This is a genomic window from Burkholderia sp. B10, from assembly GCF_004368385.1.
Classification (GTDB): Bacteria; Pseudomonadota; Gammaproteobacteria; order Burkholderiales; family Burkholderiaceae; genus Burkholderia; species Burkholderia vietnamiensis.
In genome coordinates this window covers 1-13,552 of record NZ_PQMX01000002.1, presented here as the reverse complement: position 1 = coordinate 13,552, position 13,552 = coordinate 1, and the positions used below count along the sequence as shown (strand labels likewise).

Below are 13,552 nucleotides of genomic sequence, written 5' to 3'. Positions count from 1 at the left end.
CATGTTCAAGAAGCGTGCCAATCGACGCGGTAATCGGGGTCAATGTGACAAGTGCTTGATTGGGATCGGGTTTCAGGTGGGGCGGCGGTGCGTCATGCGGCGTCGCGCGCGGCTGCGGGCCGATCGGCACTGCCATGTGCGGCAGTGTCGTGGCAGAATTGGCAGTCGGCCTGGCAGTCCGTCGGGCGACCGTGACCGAGCTTCCCCATGAATCAACACGACATCATTCCGATCGTTCCCGCCCAGCCGCGGGACGTGACGCCCGACGTGCGCGCGCTGATCGCGTATCTGGAGCAGGACCCGCAGCCGATGATCGTCGTCGATCCCGACTACCGGATCCTCGCGGCGAACGGCGCGTACCGGCGGCAATTCGGCGTGGCCGGCGTCGAGCACGTGGGGCGCCATTGCTTCGAGGTGTCGCATCACTACGCCGTGCCGTGCGACCAGGCGGGCGAGCACTGCCCGATGAAGCAGGCGATCGAATCGCGCAGCCTGAATCGCGTGCTGCACATCCACCATACGCCGCGCGGCCCCGAGCACGTCGACGTCGAGTTGCGGCCGATCTTCGATGCGCGCGGCGACGTGACCGCGTTCGTCGAGCGGCTGACCACGGTGCGCAGCGCGTCCGCGCAGCCGAGCGCGGAAGGGCTGGTCGGCGGCGCCGACGCGTTCAATGCGGCACTGGGCGCGCTGCAGCGCGTCGCGCCGTCGATGCTGCCGGTGCTGCTGCTCGGCGAGTCGGGCACCGGCAAGGAGCTGTTCGCGCGCGCGCTGCACGAGGCGAGCGAACGCGCGATGGGCCCGTTCGTGGTGGTCGACTGTTCGGGGATCGCCGAGACGCTGTTCGAGAGCGAGCTGTTCGGCTACGAGAAGGGCGCGTTTACCGGCGCCAATCAGCGCAAGCCCGGGCTGGTCGAGACCGCACAGGGCGGCACGCTGTTCCTCGACGAAATCGGCGACGTGCCGCTGCCGATGCAGGTGAAGCTGCTGCGGCTGATCGAGTCGGGGACGTTTCGCCGGGTCGGCGGCGTCGAGGCGCTGCGCGCCGATTTCCGGCTGGTCGCAGCGACCCACAAGCCGCTGCGCGAGATGATCGACGACGGCCGGTTCCGTCAGGACCTGTACTACCGCATCAGCGCATTTCCGATCCAGCTGCCGGCGCTGCGCGAGCGCCGCGGCGACGTCGCGCTGCTCGCCGAATCGATCCTGCGGCGCATCGCCAATACGCGCGCCGGCAGCGGCGACGCAGGCGCGCGGCCGTTCGTGCTCACCGACGCGGCGCGCGCGTGCCTCGATGCGTATGCGTGGCCCGGCAACATCCGCGAGCTGCGCAACGTGCTCGAACGCGCGTGCCTGTTCGCCGACGACGGCGTGATCCGCGTCGAGCATCTGCCTGCCGAACTCGTCGCGGCGTCGGCATTGCCGCACGACGCGCAGCGTGCGGCCAGCCCACCGAGCGACGCGGAACTGCTGCGGATCGCGAGCGGCTTCGTCGGGACGCGCAAGGCGCTGGCCGAGCGCACGGGGCTCAGCGAGCGCACGCTGTACCGGCGGCTGAAGGCGCTGGGGCTCGGCGCGCGCGGCGACGATTGACGGTGCCGCGTCGCGCGGCCGTCGCGTTGCCGCCGCCGTCGGTCAATGCCGGGCCGTCTGCAACTGCGCCATCGCGTCCCGCATGAAGCCGAGCAGCGTCTCGTCGGTCCACGCGTTCTTCAGCAGCGCGGGCTCGGTCGCCATCGCGTGGCGGAACTTCGCGTGCGTGGCCGGATCGGTGCCCGCGTAGCCGCAGAACAGCTCGAGCCAGCGTCGCGCGAGCGCGCGGCCTTCCGGCGAAGCGGGCGTCTTGCCGGCGTCGATCGCATCGCGCACGTCGGCGATCAGCTGCGGCCATTCCATCGCGCGCTCGCCATAGTGCGCGCGCATGAAGCGGATCTCGTCCGGCGCGAGGTACTTCTCGAACACGCGCATCTTGGTTTCGGCCATCGCCTTCAGCACGTAGTCGCGCAGCGCGGTCGAGATGCCGATCTTCGACTGCATCGACGGCTCGCGCTCGTGCATCAGGTTCAGCTTCGCGAGCAGCCGCGGATCGTTGTTCGTGTCGCGCACCAGCAGCGTCATCCAGCGCTCGGCGAGCGCGCGCGCCCGTTCGTCCTCGGGCGGCACGCCCGCGTCGTGCAGCGCACGCAGGTCGGCGACGAGCGCGACCCATTCCGCGTCGCCCGTCTGGCTCTTGCGGTACATCGGCATGCGCGCGAGTTCTTCCTCGGAAAAGTATTTGTCGTACACGGTCATCAACTCCAGTGTGGTGAGCCAATCGGCCAGTTCCGGCTCCGTGCCCGCGGCAAGTTGCGCGTGCAACTGCACGAGCCGCTCGCGCAGCTGCGCCGCCTGCGCGAGCTGGCGCTCGAGCGACGCGATCTGCTTCGCAACGAGCTCGACGAGCGGCGTGCCGGGCTGGTTCAGGTAGTCGCCGATCTCGGCAAGCGACAGCCCGAAGCGGCGCAGCGCCTGGATCTGGTGGAGCCGGGCGATGTCGTCGCGGTCGTACAGCCGGTAGCCGTTGTCGGCGCGCGCCGAAGGAGCCAGCAGGCCGATCGCGTGATAGTGATGAAGCGTGCGGACGGTCAGCCCGCTGCGTTTCGCCAGTTCTCCCACTTTCAGCCGCATGATGTCCTCCGTTCGGTACGCACACTGGAGTCTCGAACGTTACGCTACGTGAGGGTCAAGCGGAAGATTGCGGCGCGGCGCGGCGCGCGCGGTGGTGCGCGCGCCGGGTGCGTGCCGCGCCGGTGGCGTCAGTTCTGCCGGGGCGCGGTGTCGGGCGGAGTGTCGGGCGCGGCGGCGCCCGCGCCGTTGCCGGTGTCGCTGGGCGCGGCGCGGCCGGCGTTCGCGGCCGTGTCCGTTCGCGCGGCGCCGTCGGCCGGCGGCGTGCCCATCGCCTGATAGAGACGCGCGGTATCCGCGAAGCGCGCGCCGGTGGCGCGGATCTCGTCGAGCCGCGCGTTGCGGTACTGCAGCTCGCTCGCGCGCGCGGCCGACGGCGGCAACGCGCCGAGCCGCACGCGGGCGGCCGCGTCGTCATACGCGCCTTGCGCGGACAGCGCCGCGTGCGATGACGCCTGCAGCGCCTGCGCATCGTGCTCGAGCGCGGCGAGCGAATCGGCGACGTTCTGGAACGCGGCCAGCACGGTCTGCCGGTACTGATCGACGGCCGCCTCGTAGCTGGCCTTCGCCGCCCGGCGCTGCGCGAGCAGCGCGCCGCCGTGGAACAGCGGCTGGCTCAGCGATGCGCCGACGTTCCAGATCGCGCCGCCGCCCGACAGCATCGCCGGCCAGCTGAAGCCGCCCTGGCCGATCGCCGCCGACAGCGACAGCTGCGGGAACAGCTGCGCGGTCGCGACGCCGACTTCGGCCGCGGCGGCCCGCAGCCCGGCTTCGGCGGCCTGGATGTCGGGCCGGCTGTGCAGCAGGCCCGACGGCACGACCACCGGCACCTCGTCGGGCAGATGCAGATCGGCGAGCGTCAGGTCGGCCGGCGGCCGGTCGGGCGTGCGGCCGATCAGCACCGCGAGCGCATGGCGCGCCGTGTCGCGTTGCTGGCGCAGGGCCGGCAGGCTCGCGGCGAAGGTGTCCGCGCTTTGCTGCGCGTTCAGCGCATCGCTGCGCGACACCGAGCCGAGCGCGTAACGACGTTGCGCGTCGTGCGCCTGATCGTTGGCGAGCGCGACGAGCCGTTCGGTGGTCGCGATCTGCGCGTTGAGCACCGACACCGTGATCGACGCGGTGACGATGTTCGCGGCGAGCGCGCGGCGCGCCGACTCGAGCTGGAACGCGCTGACGTCCACGCGCTTGGCGAGCGCGCGGTTCGCGAAGCGCGCCGCGCCGAACAGGTCGAGCGTATAGCTCGCCTGCAGCTGGCCGACGAAGGTGTCGTACAGCAGCGTGGGCGCGCCGAGCGCGGGGATCGGCACGCCGAGCGCGCGCTGCCGCACGGCCTGGCCGCCCGCATCGATCGACGGCAGCATCGAGCTGCCGATCTGCGCGCGCAATTGCTCGCGCGCGGCATCGAGCGAATGCGCGGCCGCGCTCAGCGTGGGGCTGTTGCGCAGCCCTTCGTCGACGAGCGCGTTCAGCGCAGCGCAGCGGTATTGCGTCCACCAGTCGGGCACGGGCTGCGCGCCGACGTCGAAGCGTTGCGCGACGCCCTGCGCGGCGACCGTCTGCTGCACTTGCGGTGCGGCGCCGTAATGCGCGGGCGACGGCATCGCGGGCGGCTCGCCGCTCGGCGCGAACCAGGCGCAGCCGGCGAGCGGGCCGGCGAGGGCCGCGGCCGACAGCGCGCGGGCGAGGGTCGTTTTCATATCCATCGACGGTTTCATGATCAGGCTCCCGACGGTGCGGCTGCGGCGCCGCCGTCGTGCGGCGGCCCGTCGCGCGGGTCGCGTTCGTCGCGCTTGACGCGGAACCACGTGGCATACAGCGCGGGCAGGTAGAACAGCGTCAGCACGGTCGCGCTCGTGATGCCGCCCATCAGCGCGGTCGCCATCGGCCCGAAGAAGTTCGAGCGCAGCAGCGGAATCAGCGCGAGCACGGCGGCGGCGGCCGTCAGCGTGATCGGGCGGAAGCGCCGCACCGTCGCGCCGACGATCGCGTCGAAGCGTCCGTGGCCGGCGGCGATGTCCTGCTCGATCTGGTCGACCAGGATCACCGAGTTGCGCATGATGATCCCGAACATCGCGATCACGCCGAGCATCGCGACGAAGCCGAACGGCTGGCCGAACAGCAGCAGCGTGCCGACCACGCCGATCAAGCCCAGTGGCGCGGTGAGCACGACCATCAGCACGCGCGAGAAGCTCTGCAGCTGGATCATCAGTAGCGTGAACACGGCGATCGCCATCAACGGCATCTGCGCGTTGATCGAGCTCTGCGCCTTCGCGCTTTCCTCGACCGAGCCGCCGATGTTGATCTGATAGCCGACCGGCAATTGCGCGCGCAGCGCGTCGAGCTTGCCGTCGATCGCATGCGTGACGTCGATGCCCTGGGCGCCGGCCTGCACGTCGGACTGCACGGTGATGGTCGGCTGGCGGTCGCGCTCCCATACCACGCCGTATTCGAGCGTCGGCGTGAAGCGGCCGAGCGAGCCGAGCGGCACCGGGCCGTTCGGCGTCGGCAGCGCGAGGCCCGCGAGCTTCGCCGGATCGACGCGATCGGCGCGCGGCGCGCGCAGGTCGACCGCGATCAGCTTGTCGCGCTCGCGGTACTGCGTGACGGTCGTGCCGGACAGCGTCATCGCGAGGAAGCTCGACACGTCCTGCGACGTCACGTTCAGCTCGCGCGCCTTCTTCTGGTCGAGCTCGAAGCGCACCGAGCGCTCGGCCGGCTCGTCCCAGTCGAACTGCACGTGCACCGTGCGCGCGTCGCCGCGCATCGTCGCCGCGACCTTCTCGGCGATCGCGCGCACCGTCGCGATGTCGCTGCCGCTCACGCGGAACTGCACCGGGTAGCCGACCGGCGGCCCGTTCTCGAGGCGCGACAGACGCCAGCGCACGCTCGGGAACTGGTCGCGCAGCGTCGTCTCGAGCCAGTTCGCGAGCTTCTCGCGCGCCTCGACCGATTTCGCGGTGACGACGAACTGCGCGAAGTTCGGCAACTGCAACTGCTGGTCGAGCGGCAGGTAGAAGCGCGGCGCGCCGCTGCCGACGAAGTTCACCGCATGGTCGATCTCGGGCCGCTTGTCGAGCACCTTCTCGAGGCGCTGCGTCTCGCGCAGCGTCGCCGCGAACGACGCGCCTTCGGGCAGCCGCAGATCGATCAGCAGCTCGGGGCGATCGGAGCTCGGGAAGAACTGCTGCGGCACCAGCGTGAAGCCCATCAGCGCGACGACGAACAGCACGCCGGTGATCAGCAGCACGACGAAGCGCCGCTCGATGCACCAGTCGATCCAGCCGCGCAGCCGCGCGTAGAAGCGCGTGTCGTAGATGTCGTGCTCGTGATCGTCAGGCAGATGCGCTTCGTGCGCGTGCTTCTTGCGCTCGGGCAGCAGGTGATAGCCGAGCAGCGGAATCAGCACGACGGCCGCGAACCACGACGCGATCAGCGCGATCGCCGACACCTCGAAGATCGAGCGCGTGTACTCGCCGGTGCTCGACTTCGCGAGCGCGATCGGCAGGAAGCCCGACACCGTGACGAGCGTGCCCGTCAGCATCGGAAACGCGGTGCTGGTGTACGCGAACGCGGCGGCGCGCGCGCGGCTGTAGCCCTGTTCGAGCTTCACCGCCATCATCTCGACCGCGATGATCGCGTCGTCGACCAGCAGCCCGAGCGCGAGCACGAGCGTGCCGAGCGACACCTTGTGCAGGCCGATGTCGAACAGGTACATGAACAGCGCCGTCACCGCGAGCACGACCGGGATCGAGATCACGACGACCATCCCGGTGCGCAGCCCGAGCGACACGAGGCTCACGACCAGCACGATCGCCACGGCTTCGGCGACGGCCTCGAGAAAGTCGTCGACCGAATGCGAGACCGCCTGCGGCATGCTCGACACCTCGGTGAGCTTCAGCCCCGCGGGCAGTTGCGCCTGCAACTGTTTAGATTCCGCGTCTAGCGCGCGGCCGAGCCGGATCACGTCGCCGCCCGGCTGCATCGTCACGCCGATGCCGAGCACCGCGCGGCCGTTCGCGCGCATCTGCGTGACCTGCGGATCGTCGTAGCCGCGCGTGACGGTCGCGAGATCGCCGAGGCGGAACGTGCGGCCGTTGATGCGCACCAGCGTGTCGGCGATCGCGGCGACGTTGTCGAACTGGCCGCTCGGACGCACGAACACGCGATCGTCGGCGGTCGTCAGCACGCCGCTCGACGAGATGTCGTTCTGCGCGTTGAGCGCCTGCCCGAGCTGCTGCGGCGAGATGCCCAGGCGCGTGAGCTGCGCGTTGTTCACCTCGATGAAGATGCGCTGGTCCGGGTCGCCGAAGTAGTCGACCTTGCCGACGCCCGGCACGCGCAGCAGCACGGTGCGCAGCTGGTCCGCATAGTCGTGCAGCTGCGCGGGCGTGAAGCCGTCGCCTTCGAGCGTCCAGATGTTGGTGTAGACGTCGCCGAACTCGTCGTTGAAGAACGGCCCCTGCACGCCGGGCGGCAGCGTATAGCCGATGTCGCCGATCTTCTTGCGGATCTGGTACCAGGTCTCGGGCACGTCCTTCACGGGCGCCGAGTCCTTCATCGTGAAGAACAGCAGCGATTCGCCGGGGCGCGAGTAGCTGCGCAGGAAGTCGATGGCCGGCGTTTCCTGCAGCTTGCGGCCGATCCGGTCGGTCACCTGTTCCTGCACCTGCCGCGCGCTCGCGCCGGGCCAGAACGTGCGGATCACCATCACGCGGAACGTGAACGGCGGGTCTTCCGATTGCGCGAGCCGCGTGTAGGCGAGGATGCCCGCGAGCGTCGCGAGCGCGATCAGGTAGACCACCAGCGCCTGATGGCGCAGCGCCCATGCCGACAGGTTGAAGCGGCCTTCTTCGCGAGGGCCGCTCATGATGCGAAGTCCTCCGCGTGCAGCGGCGCGACCGGCCGCACCTTCTCGCCGGCGCTGACCGTATGCACGCCTTGCACGACGACGCGCTCGCCCGGCTGCAGCCCGCGCGACACGGTGACGGTGCGCTCGCCGAAGCGCGCGACGTCGACGTGGCGCAGCTCGAGCGTGTCGTTGCCGCTGCGCACGACCCACACGGCCGGCCGCGGGCCGTCATGGAACAGCGCGGTCGCGGGCAGCGTGACGGTCGGCGCGCCCGAGGCAGCCGGCGCGCCGTCGAACGCGACGTTCGCGGTCATGCCGAGGCGCACGGCCGGATCGGGCGACGCGAGCGTGAGCTTCACGCGGTAGGTGCGGCTTTGCGGATCGGCGGCCGGCGCGATCTCGCGCACCTTCGCGGTGAAGCTGCGGCCGGGCAGCGACGGCAGCGTGACGCTCGCCGCATGGCCCGGTGCGAGCGAGGCGAGCGCGGTTTCGGGCACGTCGCTGACGACGTCGACGTCGCCCGACCATGCGAGCTGGTAGACGGCCTGGCCGGCCGACACGTTCTGGCCGGTGTCGGCCTGCTCGGCGGTGATGGTGCCCGCGTGATCGGCGGCGAGCGTCGCATAGCGCAGCTGGTTCTTCGCGAGGGCGAGCTGCTGCTGCGCCTGATCGCGCTGCGCGAGCGCCGACGCATAGCTGTTCTCGGTCTGCTCGAGCTGCGCGGTCGCGATCAGGTTCTCGCGCGCCTGCGCGCGATCGCGGTCGAGCTGCTGCTTCGCGAACGCGTACGTGTGCGACGTCGCATCGAGCTGCGCCTGCGCGCTGGCGACGTTCTTCTCGACGTCGGACGGATCGAGCAGCGCGACGATCTGGCCGGCCTTCACCATATCGCCGAGCCGCACCTTGCGCTCGATGATCTTGCCGGCGATGCGGAACGACAGCGGCGTCGCATAGCGCGGCTGGATTTCGCCGGGCAGCGTGGCGGCGACGGCCGCGCCGTCGGCGTGCGCGGTCAGCGTGACGACCGGGCGCGGCGCGGGCGCGGCGGCTTCCTTTGGATGACAGGCGGCGAGGACGAGCGCGGCGCCGACGAGCAGCGCGGCGCGGGAACCGGAGCGAATCACGAAACCCCCAGAGCAGGTGACAGCGGAACGAGGCCGGCAAGCGCGGCGCGCTTGCCCCGAGTGGCGCCGGCATAGGCGCGCACGGACAACGGCGAACGAGGTCGTTCGGAGACTGTCGCGGATTCTAATACACAGTTGTATCTGAATGCAAAGCTGAATCCGAACGGGGGTTGGTGCTAGACTTCGCGCCATGAAACCACAGCGCTTAACTCGCGAGCAGAGCAGGGATCAGACGCGCGAGCGTCTGCTGACTGCCGCGCACCGGATTTTTCAGAAGAAAGGCTATGTCGCCGCGAGCGTCGAGGACATCGCGGCGGCGGCCGGCTACACGCGCGGCGCGTTCTATTCGAATTTCCGCAGCAAGTCGGATCTGCTGCTCGAGTTGCTCGAACGCGATCACGATTCGGTGCGCGCCGATTTCGAGGCGATCTTCGACGAAGGCGGGCCGCGCGAGCAGATGGAATCGATGGCGCTCGCGTACTACCGGACGCTCTTTCGCGACGACGAGTATTCGCTGCTGTGGGGCGAGGCGAAGCTGCAGGCGGCGCGCGACGCGAAGTTTCGCGTGCGCTTCAACCAGTTCCTGCACGGCAAGCGGCTGCAGATGGCCGAATTCATCCAGCGCTTCGCCGAGCGCGCGGGCACGCCGCTGCTGCTGCCCGCCGAGACGCTCGCGTTCGGGCTGATGTGTCTGTGCGACGGCGTGCAGTCGTATTACACGGCCGATCCGCAGCACGTGTCGGCCGATGCGGCCGAAGCGGTGCTGGGCGGCTTCTTCGCGAGAGTCGTGCTGGGGCGCGCGCCGGACTGATGGGGCCGGAGGCGGCTCGCTGGGGCGGGATCTGGCTTGATGTGCTTCGAGGCTTCGGCGATCCGTTCGAGTCACGGCTCGAGCGACAGGCCGGCGTGAAGGGCTCGAGCGGGCTGCTGGACAGCGCGGATAACCCGGATGGCTCGCATGGCCGGGCACAGCGGCGCTCGCCGCGCGCACCCCGCCGCGCCGGTCAGCGCTCGCCGGTCATCCGCCGGTACGCGTCGAGCAGCGACGTCTTGTAGACCACCCCGGCGAGCAGCGGCTCGGCCTCGCTCTCGATCACCGGCAACCGTTCGCCCTTGAACGCCATGAAGCGTTCGAGCGCCGTCGCGAGCGGCATGTCCGGCGTGAGCAGTGGAAACGGCGTATGCGCGTAGTGGGCGGCCGTCTTGTCGGTCGTGTCGCGCTTCTCGAGCAGGTCGGACGTGATGTCCTTCAGCGCGACCGCGCCGCGAAAGCGCCCGGCGTCGTCGGTCACGTACAGGTACTTCACCGGATATTCGAGGAACACGCGCGTCATGTCGGCGACGCTCGCGGTGAGCGGCACGACCGTCTGCGCGGGCTGGATCAGCTCGCGCATCTGCGTGGTGCGCAGCCGCAGCCGTTCCTGTGCGTCCTGATGATGGCGCAGCGTGATTTCGTACATCGACGTCGTGCCGGTCGCGCGCGCGACGAAGTACGCGAACACGCACGACACCAGCAGCGGCAGCACGACCTGATAGCTCAGCGTCATCTCGAAGATCATCAGGATCGCCATCAGCGGCGCCTGCGTCGCGCCGGCCAGGAACGCGCCCATGCCGACCATCGCATAGGCGAAATACGCGGACGTGTGGCCCGGCCACAGCCCGTTCATCGCGAGCCCGAACAGCGAGCCGAACACCGCGCCGACGAACAGCGTCGGCGTGAACACGCCGCCGACCGCGCCCGAGCCGGCGGTCGCGGCTGTCGCGACCACCTTGAACACCAGCACCGCGACGAGCGCCTGCCAGGTCCACGGCGAATGGAGGATGTGGTTCACGACGCTGTAGCCGTTGCCCCACACGTCGGGAATCCACACCGAGATCACGCCGACCACGAGCCCGCCGAGCGCGAGCCGCACCGGCAGCGGCACGGGCATCCGCTTGAACTGGCGCTTCGACGCGTCGAGCAGATGCAGGAACTGCGGCGCGAGCACGCCGCACAGCGAGCCGAGCACCACGAACAGCAGCACCTCGGGGCCGGTCACGGCCGGGAACACCGGCATCTCGTACGGCGGCCGGTAGCCGGCGAATTCGCGCATCACGATGTTCGCGACCACCGAGGCGACCACCATCGGCCCGAAGCTCTCCATCGCGATCGTGCCGAGCACGATTTCGGAGATGAAGAACGCGCCGGCGATCGGCGCATTGTATGCGGACGTGATGCCGGCCGCCGCGCCGCAGGCGACCAGCAGGCGCAGGCGCGGCGGGTCGAAGTGCACGAAGCGGCCGACCAGCGACGCGGCGAGCGCGGCGAGCTGCACCATCGGGCCTTCGCGGCCGATCGAGCCGCCGCTGCCGATCGTCAGCAGCGACGACACGCTGCGCCACAGGCTCTGGCGCACCGGCACGACGCCGTCGCCGAGCGCGACGGCCTCCATGTAGTCGGTGTTGCCGGCCTTGCGGTCGCTGCGCGTCGCGAGCAGCAGCACGCAGCCGGCGAGGAAGCCGCCCGCCGCCGGCATCCAGAAACGCACGTACCACGGCAGGCTGCGTGCCATCTGCACGAAGCTGCCGCTGTGCCCGGCGATCAAGCGTTGCATCAGGTCGATGCCTTCGCGGAAGGCCATCGTCGCAAATGCGCCGCCGACGCCGACGATGGCCGACCAGATCAGCATCGTATGAGCGTCGGACAGGCGAAACAGCTTCTGCGCGCGCGTGCGCAGTTTCAGCAGGAACGAGAGCACGGCTGAAAGACGGAGAGGAAGAGGAGGAAGGAAAACGACGCGAAGCATAGCACTGCGCCGCGCCCGCGGGTTCCCCCGGCGGGCGCGGCGCAGTGCGCGGCGGCGTGGACGCGGATCAGCCAAGCCAGTGCTGCACGGCCCACGTGATGCCGTAACCGCCGACGATCAGCCACACGTAGAGGATCAGGCCGGTGGTCAGCGCCCGCGGGCCGGCCTCGCGGATCTGCGACACGCGCGTCTCGATGCCGAGCGCGGTCATCGCCATCGTCAGCGCGAAGGTGTCGAGCACGTTCAGCGTGTGGGTGGCGCTCGCGGGCAGCACGTTCAGCGAGTTGACGATCACGAAGCCGAGGAAGCCGAGCGCGAACCACGGCACGGCCACCTTGCGCTTGCCGTGGGCGCCGTCGCTCGCGCGGGCCGAACGTGCCGAGCGGGCCAGCCACCAGCCGAGCGCGAGCAGCACGGGCACCAGCAGCATCACGCGGGTCATCTTGACGATGGTCGCGACGTGCGTGACTTCCGGGCTGATGTCGCTGGCCGCGCCGACCACCTGCGCGACCTCGTGGATCGTGCCGCCGAAGAACAGGCCGAGGCCGGCCGGGTCGAGGTTCAGCAAGCCGGCGTGGTACGCGAGCGGGTACAGGAACATCGACAGCGTGCCGAACAGCACGACGCTGCCGACGGCCATCGCGCTCTGGTGCGGCTTCGACTGCAGCGTCGATTCGAACGCGAGCACCGCGGCCGCGCCGCAGATCGCGCTGCCGGCGGCGGTCAGCAGCGCGGCGTCGCGATCGAGCTTCATCACCTTCATGCCGACCCAGGTGCCGATCGCGAGCGTGCTGACGACGACCAGCACCGACACCGTCAGCCCCGGCAGGCCGACCTGCGCGATTTCCTGCAGGCTCACGCGCAGGCCGAAGAACGCGACCGCGATGCGCAGCAGCTTGCGCGCGGAAAAATTGACGCCGGCCGCCCAGCTCGCGGGCATGCCGTCGCGCAGCGCGTTGCCATACAGGGCACCGGCGACGATGCCGACGATCAGCGGCGACAGGCCGAGCGACGCGATCGTCGGCAGTTCGGCGAGGCTCGTGACGGCGGCGGCGAACAGCGCGACGAACAGCACGCCGTTCAACTGGCCGCGCATCGTCGGCGCGGCGTGGGACACAGGGGAATGCGTGGCAGTCGACATGAGGCACCGGCAGCAACTGATTACGATGGCCTAATCCTAGTTTGGTTATATCGATATGAAAAATTGTGATTTGTGACATAAACTATCTGGAGAGCCGATAATTCACGTCCATGACCCCGGATCAACTGATAACTTTCGCGGCCGTCGCCGAGCATCTGAACATCAGCCGCGCGGCCGTCGCGCTGCATCTGTCGCAGCCTGCGGTGTCGGGGCAGTTGCGCGTGCTGCAGGACGAATTCGGCGAGCCGCTGTACCAGCGCGACGGCCGCGGCATCCGCCTGACGCCGGTGGGCGAGCAGCTCGCGCAGTACGCGAACGCGCAGCGCGACACGTTCGCGCAGGCGCGCGCGTTTCGCGACGCGGTGCGCGGGCTCGACGCCGGCACGCTGCGCATCGGCGCGAGCACGACGCCCGCGAGCTATCTGCTGCCGTATCTGATCGCCGCGTTCCAGCCGCGCGCGCCGCGCGTCGCGATCCACACGATGAGCGGCAACACGGCGGACGTGGTGGCCGCGCTCGCGTCGCTCGACATCGCGATGATCGAGGGGCCGCCCGGCGACGCGCTGCCGCCCGGCACCGCCATGCACGCGTGGCAGGAGGACGAGATCGTCGCGGTGGTGCCGGCCGGTCATCCGCTGGCGGCCGCCGCGTACGACGATGGCGTGCCGCTCGCGGCGCTCGCCGCCCATCCGCTCGTGCTGCGCGAGGAGGGCTCGGGCGTGCGGCAACTGGTCGAACGCGCGTTCGCGCAAAGCGGCGCGCCGATGCGCGTCGCGTTCGAGATCGCGGGCGTCGAGGCCGTCAAGGAGGCCGTGCGCGCGGGAATGGGCGTCGGCTTCGTCTCCGCGATGTCGTTGCGGCACGAGGATGCGGCGCTGGTGCCGCGCTCACTCGCGCCCGCGCCGCTCACGCGGCATTTCTCGATCCTGGTGCCGCACGGCGCCGCGCCGTCGCGCGTGGCCGGCCGGTTTCTCGAGATGTGCATCGG

The 13,552-nt window shown here is 70.1% G+C and carries 9 protein-coding genes; 3 read left to right on the top strand and 6 right to left on the bottom strand.

Annotated elements, in window-relative coordinates; all coding sequences use genetic code 11:
- Positions 1–207: 207 nt before the first annotated feature.
- Positions 208–1,593, top strand: coding sequence for a sigma 54-interacting transcriptional regulator (locus C3Y15_RS01245; protein WP_059474840.1), 1,386 nt, complete (start codon positions 208–210; stop codon positions 1,591–1,593).
- 42 nt (positions 1,594–1,635) lie between these two features.
- Here C3Y15_RS01245 and C3Y15_RS01240 read toward each other — a convergent pair whose 3' ends face one another.
- The 4 genes from C3Y15_RS01240 to C3Y15_RS01225 form a co-directional block, all read right to left on the bottom strand.
- Positions 1,636–2,667, bottom strand: a complete 1,032-nt coding sequence (locus C3Y15_RS01240; protein WP_124260199.1) for a MerR family transcriptional regulator — start codon at positions 2,665–2,667, stop codon at positions 1,636–1,638.
- 128 nt (positions 2,668–2,795) lie between these two features.
- Positions 2,796–4,379, bottom strand: a complete 1,584-nt coding sequence (locus tag C3Y15_RS01235) for an efflux transporter outer membrane subunit (protein ID WP_124260200.1) — start codon at positions 4,377–4,379, stop codon at positions 2,796–2,798.
- A 2-nt stretch (positions 4,380–4,381) separates the two neighbouring features.
- A complete protein-coding gene (locus tag C3Y15_RS01230; RefSeq protein WP_011884914.1) occupies positions 4,382–7,531 on the bottom strand; it encodes an efflux RND transporter permease subunit in 3,150 nt (1,049 codons plus the stop codon).
- Entirely contained in the window at positions 7,528–8,637 is a 1,110-nt protein-coding gene (locus tag C3Y15_RS01225; RefSeq protein WP_014723073.1) for an efflux RND transporter periplasmic adaptor subunit, read from the bottom strand. The genes C3Y15_RS01230 and C3Y15_RS01225 overlap by 4 nt, the downstream gene beginning before the upstream one ends.
- A gap of 190 nt (positions 8,638–8,827) precedes the next feature.
- Here C3Y15_RS01225 and C3Y15_RS01220 point away from each other — a divergent pair, with 190 nt between their 5' ends.
- Positions 8,828–9,448, top strand: coding sequence for a TetR/AcrR family transcriptional regulator (locus C3Y15_RS01220; protein WP_011884912.1), 621 nt, complete (start codon positions 8,828–8,830; stop codon positions 9,446–9,448).
- A 193-nt stretch (positions 9,449–9,641) separates the two neighbouring features.
- Here the strand turns inward: C3Y15_RS01220 and C3Y15_RS01215 are convergent, their stop codons facing one another.
- Positions 9,642–11,375 (bottom strand): ClcB-like voltage-gated chloride channel protein, encoded by a 1,734-nt coding sequence (locus tag C3Y15_RS01215; RefSeq protein ID WP_034193153.1) that lies wholly within the window; start codon positions 11,373–11,375, stop codon positions 9,642–9,644.
- Positions 11,376–11,490: 115 nt separating this feature from the next.
- A complete protein-coding gene (locus C3Y15_RS01210; protein WP_011884910.1) occupies positions 11,491–12,564 on the bottom strand; it encodes a YeiH family protein in 1,074 nt (357 codons plus the stop codon).
- Positions 12,565–12,674: 110 nt separating this feature from the next.
- On the opposite strand from C3Y15_RS01210, the gene C3Y15_RS01205 reads away from it, so the two are divergent.
- Positions 12,675–13,552 (top strand): LysR family transcriptional regulator (locus tag C3Y15_RS01205; RefSeq protein WP_134206800.1); only part of this gene is annotated, 878 nt, incomplete at its 3' end.

Coding starts and splice junctions, on each gene's coding strand:
- C3Y15_RS01245 (WP_059474840.1), top strand. CDS start 208: ATGAATCAACACGACATCATTCCGATCGTTCCCGCCCAGCCGCGGGAC.
- C3Y15_RS01240 (WP_124260199.1), bottom strand. CDS start 2,667: ATGCGGCTGAAAGTGGGAGAACTGGCGAAACGCAGCGGGCTGACCGTC.
- C3Y15_RS01210 (WP_011884910.1), bottom strand. CDS start 12,564: ATGTCGACTGCCACGCATTCCCCTGTGTCCCACGCCGCGCCGACGATG.
- C3Y15_RS01235 (WP_124260200.1), bottom strand. CDS start 4,379: ATGAAACCGTCGATGGATATGAAAACGACCCTCGCCCGCGCGCTGTCG.
- C3Y15_RS01220 (WP_011884912.1), top strand. CDS start 8,828: ATGAAACCACAGCGCTTAACTCGCGAGCAGAGCAGGGATCAGACGCGC.
- C3Y15_RS01230 (WP_011884914.1), bottom strand. CDS start 7,531: ATGAGCGGCCCTCGCGAAGAAGGCCGCTTCAACCTGTCGGCATGGGCG.